The organism is Pseudonocardia autotrophica (genome assembly GCF_003945385.1).
Lineage (GTDB): Bacteria > Actinomycetota > Actinomycetes > Mycobacteriales > Pseudonocardiaceae > Pseudonocardia > Pseudonocardia autotrophica.
This window is the reverse complement of record NZ_AP018920.1, coordinates 2,602,285-2,622,608: the sequence shown is the minus strand read 5'-3', so window position 1 is coordinate 2,622,608 and position 20,324 is coordinate 2,602,285. Positions and strand designations below refer to the sequence as shown.

Genomic DNA, 20,324 nt, shown 5'->3' with positions numbered 1-20,324 from the left:
TGAAGGTTAGCCTTACCTTAGTATGAGGAATCCAACAGTGCCGGACCGATCGCCGGACTCCTTGTAAGGCTATCCTCACCCGGTGCGGCACACCGGAAGCCCCATCGCACGAGAGCCACTGGCGGATACGCTGCGGCGGGCCGGGAATCTGCCGGGTGCCGCCGACGGGCTGCACCCGGCCGTGCCGGCGACGGGGAGCGGCTGGATCCGGTGCAGTGACGTCGACGGCGCCTGGTACCGGCAGTGGGAGCGGCGGATCGCGACCGCGCTGCACGACGAGCACGGCCGGACCGACGCCACCGCCGCCGCCGCGCTCGCCCTGATCTGGTACGCGGGGGTCCCCGGCCGGCTGGGCGGCGCCGCGTTCCGGGTGGCCCGGCGGGTCCCCCGGTTGGGACCGGACCAGGTCGGCTTCCGGATCAGCGGAGACCAGCCCTATCTCACCGGGTACGGGCTGTTCGACACCCGTTTCTGGTGCCTGCCCGACGACCCGGACGCCGCCCACCCCGACGCCACGACGGTCCCGGACGAGCAGGCGCTGGCCGACCTGCTCCGCGCCGAGGTCGGCCGGCACGCCGACCGGTTCCTGGAGGAGACCGTCCCGGGCGCCCGACTGCCCCGCAGGTCCCTCCGCGGCGCGTTCCTGGACGGCATCGCGGTGGGCATCTGGGTGGCCGGCGACCAGAGCGCCGCCGCCGGCCCCGCCATCCGCCGGGACGCCGAGCTCGTGGCCCCCGCCGACACGCCGGAGTTCGGCGCGCCGGCCACCGTCCGGGTCGTGACCGACGTCGAGGGAGGCGACCACGTGCACCTGACTCGGGTGTGCTGCTGTTACCTGTTCCGGGTGGTCGACGACGCGCGACCCTGTGCGACCTGCCCGCGGGTCCCGCAGCACCGGCGCCCGCCGCTGCTCGCACGGGATGCGCACGACCGGTGAGAACACAGCGCACCCGGCGCGCACGAACCACGCCGGCCCGCTCGCCGCTGCGCACGCTCGTCGCGGCCTACCGGCTCCGCGGCCGGGCCGTGCTCGCCGGATGGGGCTTCGGCGTCGGCTGGCAGGGCGCTCAGGTGCTCGCCCCGCTGGTGGTGGCGGCCGCAGTTGACCAGGGCATCGTCGGCCGTGACCCGTGGGCGCTCGGCGCCTGGTCGGCGGTGCTCGTCGGGCTCTGCGTGATCGAGATGACACTGACCGCGCTACGGCACCGGTTCGCGATCATCCCCGCCGTCCAGATCTCGCTGCGGCTGCGTGAGGACCTGCTGGCCCGGGCGCACCGCGCCGAACCCGCCGGTACCGGCCGCTCCCCCGGTGACCTGGTGGCCCGGTCCACCTCCGACGTCGACACGGTCGGCGGGATGGTCGACTTCACCCCGTCCACGATGGCCTGTCTGGTCTCCACCGCCGCCGTCACCGGGACGCTCGTCCTGATCGACCCGCTGCTCGCCGCCGCCGTGCTGGTCCCGCTGCTGCCGGTCGGGATCGCGTTCTGGTGGTGGAGCCGGCGCCTGCAGGACGCCGCCCGGGCCGCGCAGCGCTCCGCGGCCGCGTTGAGCACGCTGGCCGAGGCCGGACTGGACAACGACCGGATCGTGCACGGGATGGGCGCGGTCGGCGCACTGCACGCCCGCTGGGACGACGCCGTCGGGGCCGCCCGGCGGGACGGACTACGCCTGGGCAGGCTCCGTTCGCTCCTGCTCCCGGTGGTCGAGCTGCTGCGGGTGGTCGCCGCCGTCGCCGTGCTGCTCGTCGGCGCACGGCTGCTCGCCGCGGACCGGATCAGCGTCGGGGAGCTGGTCGCCGCCGCGTCCTATGTGGTGTACCTGGGTCCGTTGCTCTCCCAGATCGGGGCCTTCGTCGCAGAGTGGCGCGGCGCGCTCGCCTCCGCCGCCCGCATCGAGTCCGCCGTGCCGCAACCACACCGTGCCCGGACCGGGCCCGAGCTGCCGCCCGCAGGCCCCGCCGGGCGGCACCTGCGGGCCGAGGGCCTGACCGTGGCAGGCACCCGGATCCACGGGCTGGACCTGGACATCGCACCGGGGACGGTGTGCGCAGTCCTCGGTGGGACCGACGACGGCCTCCCCGAGCTCGCCGAGGTACTCACCGGACGCCGTGCCCCCGACGGCGGGCGGGTGCGGCTGGACGGCGTCGACGTCACCGGCCGCCCGCTCGCCGAGATCGGCGAGGTCGGTCGGTCCGCGTTCCTGTTCTCCGGCACGATCGGGGAGTCCGTCACCTTCGCCAGGCCGGACGCCTCCCACGGCGACGTCGCGGCCGCGCTGGCCCGCAGCCGGGCCGACGAGGTGCTCGGCGTCGTCCCGGACGGGCTCGGTACCGCACTGCCACCGGGCGCGACGACGCTGTCCGGCGGACAGCGGCAGCGGATCGCACTGGCGCGCGCGCTCGTCGCCGATCCCACCGTGCTGGTGTGCACCGACGTGACCGCAGCACTCGATGCGAACACCGCCTCCGCCGTCGTGCGCGGCCTGCGCGACCGCGGCCGGACGACCGTGCTGCTCACGACCGACCCGCAGGTCGCCGGATGGGCCGACCGGGAGATCGACCTGCGCCCCGGTGAACGGTCCGAGGGAGTCCCCCGGTGACCGCGCCCCGCCCACGCGCGCTGGTCCGGCGCTGGGCCCGGGGTTCGGGTCCACGGCTGGTCACGCTGGCCGCGGTCGTGCTCGTCGGCTCGGCGGCGACCGCGGCGGTACCGCTGCTGACCGGCCGGGCCGTCGATCTGCTCGCCGGCGGCGGGACGGTCGAGGGGGCCCTCCCGTTCCTCGCCGGGGTGGCCGGTGCCGGCGGCGTCGCGGCCGCGCTGCTCGGTCTCCGGACCTGGCTCGCGCACCGGATCGCCGAGGACGTGCTCGCCGCCGCCCGCCGCGACGTGCACTCGGCGGTCGGCGCGCGGAACCCGCTGATCTCCGAGCGGCATCCGCCGGGGTCGCTGCTGTCCGTCCTGACCGTCGATGTCGACGCGCTGCGGATCGCCTGCCGGGACGCCGTCCCCGAGATCGTGGCGTCCACGGCGCTGTTCGTGTGGGTCGTGGTGATGATGCTGGTGCTGTCCCCGGTGCTCACCGCCGTCGTGCTGGCCGGCCTTCCGTTCGTGCTGGTGGCGGCGGTGCACTTCCGCCGGGTCTCCGGGCCGGCCTATGCCGACCAGCGCCGTGAGCTGGCCGCGACCGTCGGCCGGTTGACCGAGGACCTGCACGGCGCCCGGACGGCGGTCGCGCTCGGCCGCGACGACGACCGCCGGACCGGGCTGATGGCCCGGCACGACCGCTATCTCGGCACCGAGTTCCGGGCCATGCGGGCGCGCAACCGGTTCTTCCCGCTCCTGGTCGGCGTCGAGGGTCTGGTCGTGGTCGCGGTGATCTGCATCGGCGGCGCGATGACGATCACCGATGCGATCGGGCTCGGGATCGTGGTGACCTTCGCGCTCGCGCTGGGCCAGGTGTTCGGACCGCTGCGGCAGCTCTCGACGTGGGTCGACCTGTTACAGGCCGCGGCCGCGGCGCTCGACCGGATCGCCGCCGTCGTACGCGAGCCGGCCACGATCGCCACGCCGGCGGACCGACCGGTCCGTCCGCTGCCGGCCACCGGCGATCTCGAGCTGGACGACGTCCGGTTCGGCTACACCCCGGATCGCCCGGCCCTCGACGGGGTGACGCTGCGGATCCGGGCCGGCGAGCGGGTGGCGCTGACCGGCGCGACCGGCGCCGGGAAATCGACCGTCGCCAGGCTGCTGGTGCGCTGGGCCGATCCCGGCTCGGGGTCCGTGCGGTTCGGCGGTGTGGACCTGCGAGACACCGACCCGGCCGAGATCGGCCGCACGATCCTGTTCGTGCCGCAGGAGGGGCTGCGGCTGCCCGGCACGGTCGGCGACATCCTGCGACTGCTCGCCCCGGAGGCGTCCGGCAGCGCCGCCGAGCAGGCGCTGCGCGAGGTCGCCGGGAGCCGGGTGCATCCCGACGACGACGCACGCACCCTCGCCGACGGGCACGCCCAGCTCGTGGTGCTCGCCGCGGTGCTGCTCGCCGACCCGGCGGCGGTGATCCTCGACGAGGCCACCGCCGCGCTGGACCCGGACGTCTCGGCCCGGGTCGACGCCGCCCTCGACCGGGTGCTGACCGGCCGGGCGGTGCTGGTGATCGCGCACCGCCCGGAGACGGTGGCCCGGTGCGACCGGGCCGTGCTGCTCGACCGGGGGCGCCTGCGACCGGTACCCGCAGCCGGATCAGCGGAGCAGTGAGTACGCCCGGTCCCACAGCCGGGCGCACTCGCCCGCCGCGAGCACCGAGCCCCGGTTCGTCCGGATGTCGGTGTGCACAACCCGGCCGGCCCGCACCGCGGGGAGCCGCGACCACAGCGGGCTCGCCTCCAGCCCCGCCCGCTGCCCCTCGGTGAACGAGGCGACCATCAGCACGTCGGCGTCGGTCAGCAGGCCGAGCTGTTCGGCACTGAACTCCGACATCCCACCGGGCGTGGGGGGTGCGACCGCCTCGACCGCGGGCAACGGTCGACCGCCGAGCTCGCGCAGCGTCCGCCCCTGGAGCAGGAACCCGTCGGACGGGGAGCTGTACCACGCGCCGTCCTCGCCCGGCTGCAGCACGACGGCGAGAGCGGTGCCCAGCGCGGCGGCGTGCCGCTCCCGGACCTCGGCGACGAGTGCCTCGTAGCGGGCGATCGCCGCGTCGACCTGCGCGCTCCGGCCGGTCCACCGGCCCGCGGCCTCCAGGTCCGGCCGCCAGGTCGTCTCGTCGATCTCGGCCGGGACGAGCGGTGCGATCCGGGCCAGCTGCTCGGCCACCGGCTCGATGTTGCTGGCCCGCCCGACGATCAGGTCGGGCTGCAGAGCCAGCACCGCCTCCAGGTCCACCTCACCACCGGGCATCAGCTGGATCCCGTCGGCGTCGAAGCCGAGGAAGCCTGCCGTCCGGCCCCGCTCGTCGACGGCGTTGTCACCCAGACCGACTGGGCGGGGCAGCTCCAGCACGACCGCGGTCTCGAGGTCCTGACGGCCCTCCAGCACGACCACGCGCTCCGGGGCAAGTGGCACGTCGAACGTCCCGAACGGCGTCTCCGCCCGGACCGTCTCCCCGGTCCGCTCCCCCACCGGCCCGGCCCCCGAGCGCCCGCAACCGGCCAGCAGCGCCGCCATGCCGGCGGCCCCGACGAGGAGGCCGCGCCGGCTCAGCTCGTCGACCAGTGCCACCCACCGGTGGTCGACCTCGGTCGGCGACAAGAAGGTGAGGGCGTTCCCGGAGGACACTGCAGACATCGGCCGCTCCCGCTGTTCGATCTCCGATTATGAGCGCAGCCTAACCGAAGTCGAGTCGGCCATCAGCCGCCGAGCACCGTGCGCGGCAACAGCTCCGGGAAGTGGCCCCCGATCCGCTCGGAGTGCCGGCGCCACTCGCGCGGGTAGCCGAGCGAGACCTCGACGAACGGGACCCCGTCGACGGTCACCGTCCGCGGGATGTGCAGGTGCCCGTGCACGACGGCCACCGCCCGGTAGCGCAGGTGCCAGTCGGCGGTCGCCGTGGTGCCGCACCACAGCGCGAACTCCGGGTAATGCAGCACGTCGCAGGGCTCGCGGACCAGCGGCCAGTGGTTGACCAGCACCGTCGGGAGGGTCTCGTCGAGCGCGTCGAGGCGCTCCGTCGTGGCCGCCACCCGGGCCACGCTCCACGCCTCCCGGGTCGGATAGGGATCCGGGTACATCAGGTGTTCGTCGGTGCACACCACCCCGGCCGCGTACGCCGCGGCCAGCCCTTCGGCCGAGGTGGAGGTGCCTGCGGGCAGGAACGAGTAGTCGTAGGGCACGAACAGCGGCGCCACGGTGGCCGGTCCCCCCGGCCCGTCCCACACCGGGTACGGGTCCTCCGGGGTGTGCACACCGATCTCGCGGCAGCGGCGGACCAGCTCGTCGTAGCGGGCCACGCCGGCGAGCTGCTCCACCTCCTCCGCCCTGGCGTTCTTGGCGCGGGTCCAGAGCTCGTGGTTGCCGGGCGTCCAGAGCACCGTGGAGAACCGCTCGCGCAGCGCCGCCAGGGTGCCGACGACGCCCTCGACGCGCTCGTCGACGTCGCCCGCGACGATCAGCCAGTCGTCCGGATGGGCCGGGGCCAGCGCATCGGCGATCGCCCGGTTCTCGGCGTGCCGGACGTGCAGGTCGCTCACCGCGAGCAGGCGCGGGCCGTTGTGGGCTGCCACCTCACCAGTAGTACCCGCCGGGCCCGCCCGGTTCGGACGGGGATGGCCGAAACGTTCCTTACCCCGAGTAGCTTACTGCCGGTAGCCTCGGACTCGGACTTCGATGACGGGGACACGACGCGGGGAGGTCGACATGGCGGGATCGCGCGGGGCACGGCGCTGGATCCGGTGGGTGCTGCGGCACGGAGCGGTACGGCGGGAGGTCTCCCGCCAGGCGGGCAAGGGCGACCTCGGCGCTCGGATGATCATCGATCCGGAGGCGGTGCGGGACCCGTACCCGCACTACGAGGCGATGCGGTCGCAGGGCCGCATGGTGCGCTCGGCGCTGAGCTGGACCACCGTCGACCACGAGATCACCACCGAGGTGCTGCGCAGCCCCGACTTCTGCGTCGGAATGCGGATGCCGGAGAACGCACCCGGCCTGCTGAAGGCGGCACTGCGGGCGGGCGGCAGCTGGCCGCTGGGGCCCGCCGAGCCGCCGTCGCTGCTCTCCATCGACCCGCCCGACCACAACCGGATCCGCAAGCTGGTCACCCGCTCGTTCAGCGCGAAGGCGATCACCCGGCTGCGCGGGCGCACCGAGGAGGTGGCCACCAGCCTGCTCGACGACATGGGTGCGGGCGGCGGGACACACCGCCGCGCCGACGTCGTCGAGCAGTACGCCTCGCTGCTGCCCGCCACCGTGATCGCCGAGATGCTCGGGGCCCCGCTGGAGATGCGCGAGGACTTCCTGCGCTGGGGCGAGGGCGGCGCCTACTCGCTCGACATGGGCCTGACCTACCCGATGTTCCGGCGCTCGGAGAAGGACATCGACGCGCTGGCCGACTGGATGGACGGGCACTTCGACGACCTGCGCCGCACCCCGAACGACAGCATCCTGTCCTCGCTGGTCCAGGCCTACGACGAGGAGGAGGGCAGGCTCACCCACGACGAGCTGCTGTCGCTGGCGCTGCTGCTGCTCGCCGCCGGGTTCGAGACCACCGTCAACCTGATCGGCAACGGCACCCGGCTGCTGCTGACCCACCCCGACCAGCTGGAGCGGCTGCGCGCCGATCCGTCGCTCTGGCCGAACGCCGTCGACGAGATCCTGCGCTTCGACTCCCCGGTGCAGCGCACCGGCCGGGTCGCCGCCCGGGACACCGAGGTGTGCGGCTTCCCGGTCAAGCGGGGCGCGCTGGTGCTGACCCAGCTCGGCGGGGCCAACCGGGACCCGGCGGTGTTCACCGATCCCGACCGGTTCGACGTCGGCCGGGAGAACGCGGACCGGCACGTCGCGTTCAGCCAGGGCATCCACTACTGCCTCGGCGCGGCGCTGGCGAAGATGGAGGGCGAGGTCGGTCTGCGGGCGCTGTTCGACCGCTACCCGGACCTGCGCAGCGACGGGCCGCCGGAGCTGCGCGGGACCCGGGTGCTGCGCGGCTACCGCAGCCTCCCGGTCCGGCTGGGCGAGGCCCGGACCGGCGCGCCGGAGCCGGTCGGCTGACCCGGTCGCCGGAGCCGCACCCGGCTCAGGTACGGGTGGACGCGCTGGTCACGGTCGTCGTGACCAGGCTGATGATCGCCATGCCGATCACCAGGTGGATCGCGCCGGTCGCGATCCGCACGGTGAGCGGCTCGGTGGAGAACGCGAGCGGGTAGACCGTCGCGACCGCCGTGAGCAGACCGGCGATCCAGCCGAAGTAGGCCATCGGGCTGGGCACCGCGACCAGCAGGAGCTGGGCCAGCCCGGTGGCCGCCAGCGCGGCGATCGCCGCGGCGATCGCGAGCTGCACGGCGCCGTCCCAGCCGCCGATCGTGTTGCCCTCGATCGGTGCCAGGTACGGGATCTGCAGCAGCACCCGCACGATCAGGAACCCGACCATCGCGATCAGCGCGGCGATCACCGCGGTCGCGACGCCACCGGCCCACAGCCGGCTCGCCTGCAGCGCCGGGCGGCGCGGGACGCGCGGGTCCCGGCTCATCTCACGGGTCCGGTCGTCCTCGGACATCGTCGTCTCCCCCGGTGCTCGCGCTGGTCTGTGGATCGGGCGGGTGGATCGCACGAGGAGTGTGACGCATCCGTACGGAGCACGCGTGATCACCCGGCGTGCCCGCACGTTACGCCGGGACCGGGGGTCACGACACCGGCCGCACCGGCCGCCTCCGGGACTCGCACCGATCGTGGGCCCGGGCCGTCGCCACCCGCCCGGCCGCAGCTCAGCGGGGTCGCGGGTGGGGCCCACCGCGCGGCCGGCCCGGCGGGCGAACTCAGCCACGCAGCGGGGTCGCGGGCGGGCTCAGCCGCGCGGCGGGCCCGGCGGGCGGACCAGGCGGTCGAGCAGCCGGTCGGCCTCGGCGACCGGGTCTGTCGTCAGGCCGGCGTGCACCGGGCCGGGGGCGACGATGGTGCTGCGCGCCGTCGTCAGCCGGCGGAAGCGGCGCCCGATGTCCTCGCCGGCGCCGGGACCGCGCGCGGCGAGCGCCCCGGTGGCGTGCCGGTCCGAGCGCGGTGGCTCCGGGACCGAGGCGACCGCCGCGATCGTCGCGAGCACGTCGGCGACGGCATCGGCGTCGCAGTGCGAGTCCAGCGCCGCGAGCCGGTCCCGGTCCAGCTCGACCCGGACCACCAGGGCGTCGTGCGGGCGGCAGTACAGCAGCACCCCGGCGTTCATCGCCTCACCGCGCTCGATCCGCGGGACCACCCGCAGCAGCGCGTACTCGTAGCCGACCGGGCCGCTCATCGGCCGGCTCCGCCGATCCGCAGCCACGACGGGTGCCGCGGCTCCCGGGCCACCGGCCGCGGCCGGCCCGCCGCGATCGTCTCGGCCACCCCCGGCAGCCAGGACGACCGCTGCGCCACCCGGCCGAGCAGGGCATCGCGGTAGGCATCCCGGACCGCGCCCGCGGAGTCGAAGCCGTCCTCGCCGTCGAGCCATTCGTCGGGTACCAGCGCCAGCACGTCGTCGAGCAGCTCCGCGGTGACCAGCGGGGCGAGCGCGGCGTCCGCGGCGGCCAGGTCCGGATGCGCGCCGAGCAGCACGTGGTCGCCTGCGTCGAACGGGCGGACCGGGAACCGGCCCGCGGCCGCCCAGTCGTGCGCGAAGGTGAGGGTCGCGCCGTGGTCGATCAGGTACGGGCTCCGGTGCCACAGCAGCATGTTCGAGTTCCGCCAGGACCGGTCGACGTTGCCGACCAGCGCGTCGAACCACAGCACCCGCCCGGCGAACCCGGGACCGACGTCGAACGCCAGCGGGTCCAGGTCGAGCGCGCCGGGCAGGAAGTCGATCGCCAGGTTCAGCCCGGCGGACTTCCGCAGCAGCTCCTGGACCTCCTGGTCCGGCTCGGTACGGCCGAGCCCCCCGTCGACGGTGATCGTCGCGATCTCCGGAACCGGCAGCCCGAGCGCGCGGGCCAGCTCGCCGGCGACGATCTCGTTGACCAGGACCGACCGGCCCTGACCGGCGCCGGTGAACTTGACCGCGTAGCTGCCGAGATCGTCGGCCTCCATCAGGCCGGGCAGCGAGCCGCCCTCACGCAGCGGGAGGACGTAGCGGATCGCGGTCACATGGCGCAGGCCCCGCTCGGGCGGGGCCGGTGGGGAGGACACGGCGTGAGAGTAGTGCCGGCCCGGGGACGCCGCGATCGAGATGCGCGACCGCCCGCACCCCGTGGCGTCGGGGTGCGGGCGGTGGGCCGATCACCGGCCCGTCCGGCGTCGGGGGTTGCGCGGACGGGCCGGGAGCTCCGGTGGGATCAGACCGAGACGGTCTGACGCGGGATGGCCTGGGTCTGCTCGATGCGGCGGTCGGCCTGCTTGGCGAGGAGCGCGTCGACGCTGAACCGGCCCGGACCGGCGGCCATCACGGCCAGCAGCCCGCAGATGATCACGCCGACCAGCGCCCAGCCGTTGTCGGCCATGAACAGCCCGTTCTGGCCGTGCACGAACCAGATGGCACCGGCCATGATGAACACCATCAGCGCGGAGGGGACCACCATCCGCAGACCCAGCAGCAGCGACGCCGACACGACCAGCTCGACGACGATCGTGAACGAGGCCGCCGCGATGGCCAGCGGGATGCCGAACTTGCTGAACACCGCGGCGGTGTCGAACAGGCCCGCCTGGACCTTGTTCCAGGCGTGCATCACCAGGATGTAGGCGAGCAGCACCCGCCCGACGAGCAGGACGACGTCGCGCGGGGTGCCGGTCAGGGAGCGGTACACGGTGCCTCCAAAGTGCGGACATGATCACGTCGGGTGACACGGTGATCACTGAATGCATAAGAGCCTAGGAGATCAACCTGCTTGAGCCACCCGGTCCAGCGACTCTGCGCGACGAGCTGACCGCATCGCGCGACGAGTGTCGCGGGACACGCAGCTCGCCGATCGACGCTCGCCACGACCGGGCGATCCGGCGCCACGACCGGTCCGGAGCGCGGCGAACGGAACCTGCCGCCGTCCGTCCGTGCAGGTCACAGGCACGGAACGTGCTCGCACCCGACCCGTCCTCACCCGGCTGCCCTATTACCGATCGGTAACTCCCGGGGCTGTCACCCACGGTTTCCGGCCACCTGCAGCCGAGCGTCCCCGACGGACCGTCCGTCGTGCACAGCGCCGCCCGCGACGGGCGGTACCCCCGGGCGGCCCAGCGTGCGCAGTACCGTCCGGCCCCGGCCCGGGTGGTGCCCGTTTCCGCCGTCCGGCGCGGCGGCGACCCGGGGGTCGTGTCGGCGCGCTGCTCCGCGGACGCTGCGGAATGATGGGCTCGTGTCCGAGACGAGCACCGACATCACCGCCACTCCTGAGTGGACCGCGCTGACCGAGCACGCGGCGGAGGTCGAGCCCCGCCACCTGCGGTCGCTGTTCGACGACGATCCGGGCCGGGCGGCCGCGCTGACCGCCCAGGGCGCCGATCTGGTCCTCGACTACTCCAAACACCGGATCACCGGGGAGACCGTCCGGTTGCTGGGTGCGCTGGCCCGCGCGGCCGGGCTCCGTGAGCGGACCGAGGCGATGTTCACCGGCGAGCGCGTCAACACCTCGGAGAACCGGGCGGTGCTGCACACCGCCCTGCGGCTGCCCCGGGACGCCACGCTCGTCGTGGACGGCCAGGACGTCGTCGCCGACGTGCACGCCGTGCTCGACCGGATGGGCGCCTTCACCGACGCGGTGCGCTCCGGCGAGTGGACCGGGTTCACCGGGAAGCCGATCCGCACCATCGTCAACATCGGCATCGGCGGCTCCGATCTCGGCCCGGTGATGGCCTACGAGGCGCTGCGCGACTACGCCCAGCGCGACCTCGAGTGCCGCTTCGTGTCCAACATCGACCCGACCGACCTGACCGAGGCCGTGACCGGGCTGGACCCGGCGACCACGCTGTTCGTGGTGTCGTCCAAGACGTTCACCACCCAGGAGACGCTGACCAACGCGCGCAACGCCCGGTCCTGGCTGCTGGCCGGGCTCGGCACCGACGACGACAAGGCGATCGCCCAGCACTTCGTCGCGGTGTCGACGAACGCGGAGAAGGTGGCCGGGTTCGGCATCTCCACCGACAACATGTTCGGCTTCTGGGACTGGGTCGGCGGCCGCTACTCGCTGGACTCCGCGATCGGGCTCTCGCTGATGTGCGCGATCGGCAAGGAGCACTTCGCCGAGTTCCTGGCCGGGATGCACGCCATGGACGAGCACTTCCGCAGCACCCCGCCGGAGGAGAACCTGCCGGTCATCGCCGGGATGCTCGGCATCTGGTACACGAACTTCTTCGGCGCCGAGACCCGCGCGGTACTCCCCTACAGTCAGTACCTGCACCGGCTGCCCGCCTACCTGCAGCAGCTGACGATGGAGTCCAACGGCAAGTCCGTCCGCGGCGACGGCACCCCGGTCAGCACCGTCACCGGCGAGATCTTCTGGGGCGAGCCCGGCACCAACGGCCAGCACGCCTTCTACCAGCTGCTGCACCAGGGCACCCGGCTCGTCCCGGCGGACTTCATCGGCTTCGCCCAGCCGCACCACTCGCTGCCCGGTGAGGAGGACGGCGACACCGCGGACATGCACGACCTGTTCATGGCGAACCTGTTCGCGCAGACCGCGGCGCTGGCGTTCGGCAAGACCGCCGAGGAGATCACCGCCGAGGGCACCCCGGCCGACGTGGTGCCGCACAAGGTGATGCCCGGTAACCGGCCGACGTCGACGATCCTGGCCGAGAAGCTGACCCCGGCCGTGCTGGGGCAGCTGATCGCGTTCTACGAGCACGTCACGTTCGTCGAGGGCACGATCTGGGGCATCGACTCCTTCGACCAGTGGGGCGTGGAGCTCGGGAAGGTGATGGCCCGGCAGTTCGGGCCCGCGCTGTCCGCGGTCGACCCGCCGGTGGCCGGCGAGGCCGGCCTGGACGCGTCCACCGCGGCGCTGATCGAGCGGTACCGGGCCTGGCGCGGGCGGTGATCACCCGCGCGCCGCGGCTGCTCGCGGTCGTCGCGTTCGTGCTGCTCGCCGCGGCGGTGGCGCTGATGGCGGTCGCGAGCTCCGGCGCGCTGGCCGAGCAGGACGTCGGCACCGCGGTCGGGCTGGCCGACGAGCGGCGTCCGGCGGCCACCACGACCGCGCTGGTCGTGACCGAGCTCGGCAACACCGCGGCCAGCGCGCTCCTCGGGCTGGCCGCGGGCGGGGTGCTGGCCTGGCGCGGGCGCCGGGCCGAGGGGCTGTGCGTGGCGTCGGTCCCGCTGCTGACCTCGGTGGTGTTCACCGTGCTGAAGCGGATCCTGGACCGGGCCCGGCCGCCCGAGGAGATCCAGGTGCTGGCGGTCGCGAACGAGTCGCTGCCGTCCGGGCACGCGGCCATGGCGGCCGCCGCCTGGACGGTGCTGGTGCTCGTCACGTGGCCACGCCTGGCGGCGTGCGGCCGCGCCCTGCTCGCCGGGTTCGCGGTGCTGTGGATCGGCGCGGTCGGCTTCACCCGGATCTACCTGGGCGTGCACTGGCTCTCCGACGTGCTCGCCGGCTGGGCGCTGGGTGCCGGGCTGGCGTTCGCCGGGGTGGCGGTGCTGTCCGTGCTGCCGGCACGGCGGCCGGCGGGGACCTGACCGGCGGGTCAGCTTCCCGGCGGCTGCTCCTCGACCGGCGGGTCCAGGGACCGGGTGACGGCCTCGGCGCGCGACCGGGTCGCGGCGAGCTCGCGGGAGGTCTCGATCCAGGCGACCACGTCGGCGCGCAGCCAGGCACCGCGCAGCACGTCCGCGCCCCGGGCCCAGGTCCGCAACACCCCCGTCGCCTCGCCCGCCGACGCCGAACGGCGCCACCGGCGGTCGGTGGCGAGGACCCTGGTCATCGCACCGACCGCGCGCATCGCCTTCGACACCTCGGCGATGTTCTCGATCGGCACCGGGAGCCCGGCGACGGCGTGCGCGACCTGCGCCCGGCGCGCCACCAGCAGCAGCGCGACCAGCATCAAGACCATCAGGACCAGCCCGACCAGCGCCGGGCCGGTGCCGAGGAAGGCACCCAGCACCGCGAGCAGCAGCACGACCGGCACCGCGAACCGCAGCCGGCGGGCCCACCAGGCCAGCGCGTAGGCGCGTTGCTGGGCGTCGCGGTCCGGCGGGCCCTGCTCGGCCCGGACCAGGCCGCGGTCGACGAACAGCAGGGCGGCATCCGAGTCGTCCGGCACGCCGAGGATCATGCCACCGGCCGGTGCGCGTGGAACACGCGCGCACCGCGGCGGTGAAACATGGCCGCACCGCGGCGGTGGAACATGCGCGCATCGCGGCGGTGTTGGCACGACCGTGAGCGAGCGGATGCGGGTACGCGCGCCGGAGCTGCGTGGGCGGCGCTGGCTGAACACCGGCGGCCGGGACCTGAGCCTGGCCGGACTGCGCGGGCGGATCGTCGTCCTGGATTTCTGGACCTTCTGCTGTGTGAACTGCCTGCACGCGCTCGACGAGCTGCGCGCCGTCGAGCAGGAGTTCGGTGACGTGCTCACCGTGATCGGGGTGCACTCACCGAAGTTCGTGCACGAGGCCGATCCGGCCGCCGTCGAGGCAGCGGTCGAGCGTTACGGCGTCGAGCACCCGGTGCTCGACGATCCGGAGCTCATCACCTGGGACGCCTACGCCGCCCGCGCCTGGCCGACACTGGCCGTCGTCGACCCGGACGGGTTCGTCGTCGCCCGGATGGCCGGTGAGGGGCACGGCCCCGGGCTGGCCGCGCTCGTCCGCGAGCTGGTCGCCGAGCACGGCGACCGGCTGCGCCGCGGCGCGGGCCCCTACCTGCCGCCACCCGCGCCGGAGACGGCGCTGCGCTTCCCGGGCAAGGTGATCCGGCTGCCGTCCGGCCGGTTCCTGGTCTCCGACAGCGCGCACCACCAGCTCGTCGAGCTGGCCGATGACCTGATCACCGAACGACGCCGGTTCGGCGACGGGAACCGCGGGCTGCGCGACGGACCGGCCGCGACCGCGCGGTTCGCCGAACCGCAGGGGCTGCTCCTGCTCCCGGACGCCGACTCCGTGCTGGTCGCCGACACCGTGAACCACGCCGTCCGGTCGCTGTCGCTGACCACGGGCACCGTCCGCACGCTCGCCGGGACCGGCCGACAGCTGCGCGAGCGGATCCCGCCCGGATCGGGCGCCGCGGAGCTGTCCTCGCCGTGGGATCTCACACTGTGGGACGGCCGGGTGGTCGTCGCGATGGCCGGCTCGCACCAGCTGTGGGCGCTCGACCCGGATACCGGGGCGGCGACCGTGCTGGCCGGGACGACCAACGAGGGCCTGCGCGACGGATCGCTCGACACGGCGTTCCTGGCCCAGCCCAGCGGGCTCGCCACCGGACCGGACGGGACTCTGTGGGTCGCCGACTCCGAGGTGTCGGCGCTGCGCCGGGTGCAGGCCGAGCCGGTCACCGGCCCGCAGCTGGGCACGTCCGTCGGGCTGGGGCTGTTCGACTTCGGGCACCGGGACGGGCCGGCCGCCGAGGCGCTGCTGCAGCACCCGCTGGGCGTCACCGTGCTGCCCGACGGCTCGGTCGCGATCGCCGACACCTACAACGGCGCGGTCCGCCGGTTCGATCCGGGCCGCGGCACCGTGTCCACCCTCGCCGAGGGCCTCGCCGAGCCGTCCGACCTGCTGGTCGACGGTGACACCCTGGTCGTCGTGGAGTCCGCGGCGCACCGGCTGGTCCGGATCCCGATCCCGGCCGGGGCCCTGGTCACCGGGGACGCGCACCGGGTCCGGCGCGCCCCGACCGCGCTGGCCGCCGGGACCACCCTGCGGATCGGGTTCACCCCGCCCGCCGGGCAGCACCTCGACGACCGGTTCGGCGACCCGACGTCGCTGACCGTGGCCGCCGACCCGCCGGAGCTGCTGCGCTCGGGCGGCGGCACCGCCACCGGTCTCAGCCGGGAACTGGACCTGGATCCGGCGGTGGCGTCCGGGGTGCTGCAGGTGGCGGTCGCGGCGGCGGCCTGCGACGCCGCGCCGGACGGGTCGTCGGGGACGTTCGCCGCCTGCCACCGCTACCAGCAGGACTGGGGCATCCCGGTCGTCGTCACCCCGGACGGACCGGACACGCTGGAACTGGACCTGCGGTCGGTCTGAGCGCGCGCTACCCCTCCAGCCAGGTCAGCACCGCCATCACCCGCCGGTGGTCGTCCGACGACGGCGGCAGCCCGAGCTTGGTGAAGATCGACGAGATGTGCTTCTCGACGGCCCCCTGGGTGATCACCATCAGGCGTCCGATGGCGGTGTTGGTGCGGCCCTGCGCCATCAGCTCCAGCACCTCGCGCTCACGCGGCGACAGCTCCTCCAGCGGGTCCCGGCGACGGCGCCTGGTGAGCAGCGCCGACACCACCTCCGGATCGAGGACGGTGCCACCCGCCGCGACCCGGGTGAGCGCGTCGGACAGGTCGGCCAGCTTCGACACCCGGTCCTTGAGCAGGTAACCGACACCGCCACCGGCCTCCAGCAGGTCGGTCGCGTAGGACTCCTCGACGTACTGGGAGAGCACCAGGATCCCGATGTCGGGATACCGGCTGCGGATCTCCAGCGCCGCCCGCAATCCCTCGTCGGTGAACGACGGCGGCATCCGCACGTCCACCACCGCCACCTCCGGATGGTGCTCGGCGACCACCTCGACCAGCGCGGCACCGTCACCGACGGCGGCCAGCACCGTCGCCCCCGCCTCCTCCAGGAGCCGGACCAGACCCTCACGCAGGAGCATCGAGTCCTCGGCGAGGACAACGCGCATCGTCATGGGGCCATCCTTGCCGGTGCGCTCCGGTGCGCTCACCCCTCCCCCAGCCCGGCGACCGGGACCTCGGCGGTGAGCACTGTCGGCCCACCCGGCGGGCTGTGCACGTCGAGGCTCCCCTCGACGATCTCCAACCGGTCGATGAGGCCCGCCAGGCCGTGTCCCTTGCCCGGGTGGGCGCCGCCGCGGCCGTCGTCGCGGACCACGACCCGCAGCAGGGTCTCGTCGGCGGTCACCGTCACCGACACCGCCGACGCGCCGGCGTGCTTGGCGATGTTGGTCAGCGCCTCGGACACCACGAAGTACGCGGTGTTCTCGACCAGCGCGGGGAGGCGGGCGCCCGCGTCGAGCCCGACATCGAGATCCACCGGGACCGGGCACCGGCCGGCCGCGGCGGCCAGCGCCGGCCCGAGACCCCGGTCGGCGAGGATCGGCGGGGCGATGCCGCGGGACAGCGCACGCAGCTCGGACAGCGCCTCGTGGGTCTGCTCCAGCGCCTCGTGCAGCAGCGGGCGGGCGCGCTCGGGATCGTCGTCCAGCCGGCGCACGGCGGACTCGAGATCCATGCCGAGCCGGACCAGTCGCTGCTGCGGCCCGTCGTGGATGTCGCGTTCCAGCCGCCGCAGCGTCTGCGCCTCCGCGGCGACCGCGGCCCGCCGGCCGGACGCGAGTGCCAGCGCGCGGGCCCGCAGCGCTGCGGTCTGGTTGGTGAGCAGGCCGCGGGCCAGCAGTGCACGCACGTCGGTCAGCCAGCGCACCACCGTCGGCAGCGTGACCAGCAGCAGGACCCCGAGGCCGGTGTTCAGCGCGATGTCCCCGACGCCCGAGTGGACTCCGGTGACCGACCGGAACAGGGTCCAGTCCTCGCTGCCCCGCGGGATCGACCACTGCCAGAACACGTAGAGCAGCCCGCCGAGCCCGGTCACCGACCAGGCGAGCGCGACGGCCGCGGTCACCGCGCGCAGCGGTAGCGCGGTGACCGCGTGCGCGACGTCGCGCCAGCTCTGCGGGTCGACCAGGGCCCGGAACAGCCTGCCCATCAGCCGCCGGCCCCGGTTGGGCCGGTAGTGGTGCGGCGGCAGCGGCATCCCGGTCGCCGCCTCGGTGGCGCGCCGCTCCAACTCGGCGAACCCGCGGGCGGCAGCCAGCGTGCCGACCGTGATCGGGATCCCGATCCAGGCGACGAACGTCCCGGCACCGAGTGCCAGCCCGATGATCACGACCAGTCCGCTGAGGATCGCCAGCGGGAGACCGGCCAGCAGGTAGGCCATCTGCGCGCCGAGCCGGGTACGGCCGGGCCAGCCGGACGGCCAGTGCATCGACTGCGGCAGGTGCAGCGGCCCCTCCCGGAACACCGGCTCGCGCACCCCCGCGGCGCCCCAGCCCTCCATCGCGCGGACCAGGTGCGGATCGAGCGCGTTTCCGGCGGGTATCCGCTCCGGCGCCGCCATCGGATCACCGGCGCCCGCCGGGTCGCCCCCGGGCACTCGGGACGTCTCGGGCATGGCGGCCCCCTCCGGTTCGGGTGGTGCGCGATCGAGGATAGGCGGCGCGCCCCGGTGCGCTCGCGATGCCGGGTGTGACGTGATGAGCTGAACCCGACGACGGCGCCGACGTGAGAGCGAGGATCTTCCGGTGGACCCCTCCGACCTGCAGGACGTGCTGGACTCGGTACGTGACTTCATCCGCACCGAGGTGGTGCCGCTGGAGGAGAGGATCGACGCCGAGGACGCGGTCCCCGAGCAGATCATCGCCCAGTGCAAGGAGATGGGGCTCTACGGCTTCACCATCCCCGAGCAGTACGGCGGACTGGGGCTGACCGCGTCGGAGGAGATGCGGATGGCCTTCGAACTCGGCTGGACGACGCCGGCGCTGCGCTCGCTGTTCGGCACCAACAACGGTATCGCCGGGCACGTCCTGCTGGAGGGCGGCACCGAGGAGCAGAAGCAGCAGTGGCTGCCGCGGCTCGCCTCGGGTGAGGTGACGGCGTCGTTCGGGCTGACCGAGGCCGACGCCGGATCCGATCCGTCGTCGCTGACCACCCGCGCCGACCGGGACGGCGACTCCTGGGTACTCAACGGCTCGAAGCGCTACATCACGAACTCCCCGATCGCCGACGTGATCATGGTGTTCGCGCGGACCGACCGGGACGCGCCCGGCAACCGCGGCCTCTCGACGTTCCTGGTGCCGCGCGACACCCCCGGCCTCACGATCGGCCCGAAGGACCACAAGATGGGCCAGTTCGGTGCCTGGACCGCCGACGTCCATCTCGACGACGTCCGGGTCCCGTTCGACGCCGTCGTCGGCGGCACCGACGGGATCGACAACGGCTTCCGCACCGCGGCCCGCTGCCTGGCTCACGGGCGGCTGCACATCGCCGCGGTGTGCGTGGGGATGGCCGACCGGCTGGTACACGAGACCGTGGAGTTCGCCAGGACCCGGGAGCAGGGCGGCAAGCCGATCGCCCGGTTCCAGCTGGTCCAGGGCCTAGTCGCGGACTCGGTGACCGATGCCAGAGCCGGTCGCGGGCTCGTCATCGACGCCGCCCGCAGCTTCGACGACGGATCCGACACCGTGTCCGGCCCGGCGACGGCGAAGTACTTCTGCTCGGAGATGGTGGGCCGGGTCGCCGACCGGGCGGTGCAGGTGCACGGCGGCGCGGGCTACATGCGCGGGGTGGCCGTCGAGCGGTTCTACCGGGACGCCCGGCTCTTCCGGATCTACGAGGGCACCAGCCAGATCCAGCAGGTGATCATCGCCAGGGACGCGCTGGGGAAGGCCGCCCGCGACTGACCCGGCCACACCCCGGCCCGGCCACACCCGCCCGCCTGCACACGGATCCCGTCGCCTGCGCGCGAATCCCCTCGCCTGCACACGGGTCCGGCGCCTGCACACGAACCGGCGCGTTCGCGGGGATCCGACGCCCGAGGTCGGGTGTGCACCGGCCCGCCGCCTGCACACCCGACCTCGGCGACCACACCGGCTCCGGCACCCGCCGCCCGTGTCCGCGTTCGCGTTCGCACGGGATCGGGCGCATTCGCATGGGGTCGTCCCGTTCGCACGGGGTCGCTGCGTTCGCACGGGGTCGGATCCCGTGCGAACGCGATGAACCCGTGCGAACGTCGGTGCGGGACGGAGGGAAGCGGCGCGAGGCGACGCAGCGCAACGCGGCCCGGCCCGGCCCGGCCCAGCGCAGCGCGGCGCGGCGCGGCGCGGCGCGGCGCGGCGCGCGGCAGCCCAGCGCAGCGCGAGGCGAGGCGCGCGGCGCCCGGGAACCGGGCGCACCCACATCCGCACGGGATCGGCGGATCCGCACGAGGTCGGATCCCGTGCGAGCGCAGCGAACCCGTGCGAGCCCGGCGCCGGACGGGCCGGGGCCGAGATCAGCGCCGAGACCGAGGCATTGGGCGCCGGGCGAGGCCCGGCCTGGCGCGGCGCGACACCGAGCCTGGCCAGGCACGAGGCACGAGGCACGAGGCACGATGGCCTCGGCGCGACACGCAGCTGGCACGCGGAAACCAGGCGCACCGCCACCCACGTCCGCACGAGTTCGTTGTATTCGCACGAGGACGGATCCCGTGCGAGCGCAGCGAACCCGTGCGAACCGAGGCGGAACGTGCCGGCGAGGCCCGGCCCCGGGCGAGGTGCCCGGCGCGCAACGGGACCGGCGCAACACAGGAACCGGCGTGGCGCGGGGCGGCGCTCGGGCGACCGCCCCCACCCCAGCCACATCCGCACGGGATCGACCCATCCGCACGGGTTCGAACCCCGTGCGAGCCCGATGAACCCGTGCGAACCCAGCGCAGGACGGGCCGCCGGGCGGGGGCGCATCGTGGCGGCGGGCGGGAGTGCGGCGGGGGCGGGGCCGGAACGACCAGCGCCCCGCCGG

At 74.4% G+C, this 20,324-nt stretch carries 17 protein-coding genes; 8 read left to right on the top strand and 9 right to left on the bottom strand.

Features of this window, described 5'->3' with window-relative positions; translation table 11 throughout:
- Nucleotides 1-82: 82 nt before the first annotated feature.
- The 3 genes from Pdca_RS35520 to Pdca_RS12390 are packed head-to-tail and all read left to right on the top strand — an operon-like array spanning nucleotide 83 to nucleotide 4,256.
- The gene (locus tag Pdca_RS35520; protein ID WP_158092261.1) at nucleotides 83-937 is read left to right on the top strand and encodes a hypothetical protein; all 855 of its coding nucleotides are present in this window, start codon (nucleotides 83-85) and stop codon (nucleotides 935-937) included.
- Nucleotides 934-2,601: an ABC transporter transmembrane domain-containing protein gene (locus tag Pdca_RS12395; RefSeq protein WP_158092262.1), complete on the top strand. Its 1,668-nt coding sequence runs from the start codon at nucleotides 934-936 to the stop codon at nucleotides 2,599-2,601. Before Pdca_RS35520 ends, Pdca_RS12395 begins: the two co-directional genes overlap by 4 nt.
- Nucleotides 2,598-4,256 carry an ABC transporter ATP-binding protein gene (locus Pdca_RS12390; RefSeq protein ID WP_085914877.1) on the top strand — a complete coding sequence of 553 codons (1,659 nt, stop codon included), beginning with the start codon at nucleotides 2,598-2,600 and terminating at the stop codon, nucleotides 4,254-4,256. The genes Pdca_RS12395 and Pdca_RS12390 overlap by 4 nt, the downstream gene beginning before the upstream one ends.
- Here Pdca_RS12390 and Pdca_RS37515 read toward each other — a convergent pair.
- Nucleotides 4,242-5,285: an ABC transporter substrate-binding protein gene (locus tag Pdca_RS37515; RefSeq protein ID WP_085914878.1), complete on the bottom strand. Its 1,044-nt coding sequence runs from the start codon at nucleotides 5,283-5,285 to the stop codon at nucleotides 4,242-4,244. The genes Pdca_RS12390 and Pdca_RS37515 overlap by 15 nt on opposite strands.
- A 62-nt stretch (nucleotides 5,286-5,347) precedes the next feature.
- Nucleotides 5,348-6,220 (bottom strand): metallophosphoesterase family protein, encoded by an 873-nt coding sequence (locus tag Pdca_RS12380; protein ID WP_085914879.1) that lies wholly within the window; start codon nucleotides 6,218-6,220, stop codon nucleotides 5,348-5,350.
- 133 nt (nucleotides 6,221-6,353) lie between these two features.
- Between Pdca_RS12380 and Pdca_RS12375 the strand changes: the two genes are divergently transcribed.
- Nucleotides 6,354-7,703, top strand: coding sequence for a cytochrome P450 (locus tag Pdca_RS12375; protein ID WP_166665942.1), 1,350 nt, complete (start codon nucleotides 6,354-6,356; stop codon nucleotides 7,701-7,703).
- Between the two features lie 25 nt (nucleotides 7,704-7,728).
- Here the strand turns inward: Pdca_RS12375 and Pdca_RS12370 are convergent, their stop codons facing one another.
- From Pdca_RS12370 to Pdca_RS12355, 4 genes are all read right to left on the bottom strand, one after another.
- Nucleotides 7,729-8,208, bottom strand: coding sequence for a DUF6069 family protein (locus Pdca_RS12370; protein ID WP_085914880.1), 480 nt, complete (start codon nucleotides 8,206-8,208; stop codon nucleotides 7,729-7,731).
- A gap of 288 nt (nucleotides 8,209-8,496) precedes the next feature.
- Nucleotides 8,497-8,940, bottom strand: coding sequence for a DUF3037 domain-containing protein (locus Pdca_RS12365; protein ID WP_085914881.1), 444 nt, complete (start codon nucleotides 8,938-8,940; stop codon nucleotides 8,497-8,499).
- Nucleotides 8,937-9,806, bottom strand: a complete 870-nt coding sequence (locus Pdca_RS12360; protein WP_174824331.1) for a HipA family kinase — start codon at nucleotides 9,804-9,806, stop codon at nucleotides 8,937-8,939. The genes Pdca_RS12365 and Pdca_RS12360 overlap by 4 nt, the downstream gene beginning before the upstream one ends.
- A 146-nt stretch (nucleotides 9,807-9,952) precedes the next feature.
- Complete coding sequence (locus Pdca_RS12355; protein ID WP_085914882.1) at nucleotides 9,953-10,420, bottom strand: DoxX family protein; 468 nt, start codon at nucleotides 10,418-10,420, stop codon at nucleotides 9,953-9,955.
- A 543-nt stretch (nucleotides 10,421-10,963) separates the two neighbouring features.
- Between Pdca_RS12355 and pgi the strand changes: the two genes are divergently transcribed.
- Both pgi and Pdca_RS12345 read left to right on the top strand, forming a co-directional pair.
- Nucleotides 10,964-12,640, top strand: coding sequence for a glucose-6-phosphate isomerase (gene pgi / locus Pdca_RS12350; RefSeq protein ID WP_085914883.1), 1,677 nt, complete (start codon nucleotides 10,964-10,966; stop codon nucleotides 12,638-12,640).
- Nucleotides 12,637-13,278 (top strand): phosphatase PAP2 family protein, encoded by a 642-nt coding sequence (locus Pdca_RS12345; protein WP_085914884.1) that lies wholly within the window; start codon nucleotides 12,637-12,639, stop codon nucleotides 13,276-13,278. The genes pgi and Pdca_RS12345 overlap by 4 nt, the downstream gene beginning before the upstream one ends.
- Nucleotides 13,279-13,286: 8 nt before the next feature.
- Here the strand turns inward: Pdca_RS12345 and Pdca_RS12340 are convergent, their stop codons facing one another.
- Nucleotides 13,287-13,862, bottom strand: coding sequence for a hypothetical protein (locus tag Pdca_RS12340; protein WP_125911375.1), 576 nt, complete (start codon nucleotides 13,860-13,862; stop codon nucleotides 13,287-13,289).
- A gap of 127 nt (nucleotides 13,863-13,989) precedes the next feature.
- On the opposite strand from Pdca_RS12340, the gene Pdca_RS12335 reads away from it, so the two are divergent.
- On the top strand, nucleotides 13,990-15,783 hold the full coding sequence (locus Pdca_RS12335) for an NHL domain-containing thioredoxin family protein (protein ID WP_085914886.1): 1,794 nt from the start codon (nucleotides 13,990-13,992) through the stop codon (nucleotides 15,781-15,783).
- Between the two features lie 7 nt (nucleotides 15,784-15,790).
- Here Pdca_RS12335 and Pdca_RS12330 read toward each other — a convergent pair whose 3' ends face one another.
- Complete coding sequence (locus Pdca_RS12330) at nucleotides 15,791-16,432, bottom strand: response regulator transcription factor (protein ID WP_085914936.1); 642 nt, start codon at nucleotides 16,430-16,432, stop codon at nucleotides 15,791-15,793.
- A gap of 38 nt (nucleotides 16,433-16,470) precedes the next feature.
- On the bottom strand, nucleotides 16,471-17,940 hold the full coding sequence (locus Pdca_RS12325; RefSeq protein WP_085914887.1) for a sensor histidine kinase: 1,470 nt from the start codon (nucleotides 17,938-17,940) through the stop codon (nucleotides 16,471-16,473).
- Between the two features lie 130 nt (nucleotides 17,941-18,070).
- Here Pdca_RS12325 and Pdca_RS12320 point away from each other — a divergent pair, with 130 nt between their 5' ends.
- Entirely contained in the window at nucleotides 18,071-19,228 is a 1,158-nt protein-coding gene (locus Pdca_RS12320) for an acyl-CoA dehydrogenase family protein (RefSeq protein WP_085914888.1), read from the top strand.
- The last annotated feature ends 1,096 nt before the right edge of the window (nucleotides 19,229-20,324 follow it).

Bases quoted from the DNA above. Each gene is read 5' to 3' on its own strand.
- Pdca_RS12335 (WP_085914886.1), top strand. From the start codon at position 13,990: ATGCGGGTACGCGCGCCGGAGCTGCGTGGGCGGCGCTGGCTGAACACC.
- Pdca_RS12375 (WP_166665942.1), top strand. From the start codon at position 6,354: ATGGCGGGATCGCGCGGGGCACGGCGCTGGATCCGGTGGGTGCTGCGG.
- Pdca_RS37515 (WP_085914878.1), bottom strand. From the start codon at position 5,285: ATGTCTGCAGTGTCCTCCGGGAACGCCCTCACCTTCTTGTCGCCGACC.
- Pdca_RS12365 (WP_085914881.1), bottom strand. From the start codon at position 8,940: ATGAGCGGCCCGGTCGGCTACGAGTACGCGCTGCTGCGGGTGGTCCCG.
- Pdca_RS12370 (WP_085914880.1), bottom strand. From the start codon at position 8,208: ATGTCCGAGGACGACCGGACCCGTGAGATGAGCCGGGACCCGCGCGTC.
- Pdca_RS12325 (WP_085914887.1), bottom strand. From the start codon at position 17,940: ATGCCCGAGACGTCCCGAGTGCCCGGGGGCGACCCGGCGGGCGCCGGT.
- Pdca_RS12330 (WP_085914936.1), bottom strand. From the start codon at position 16,432: ATGCGCGTTGTCCTCGCCGAGGACTCGATGCTCCTGCGTGAGGGTCTG.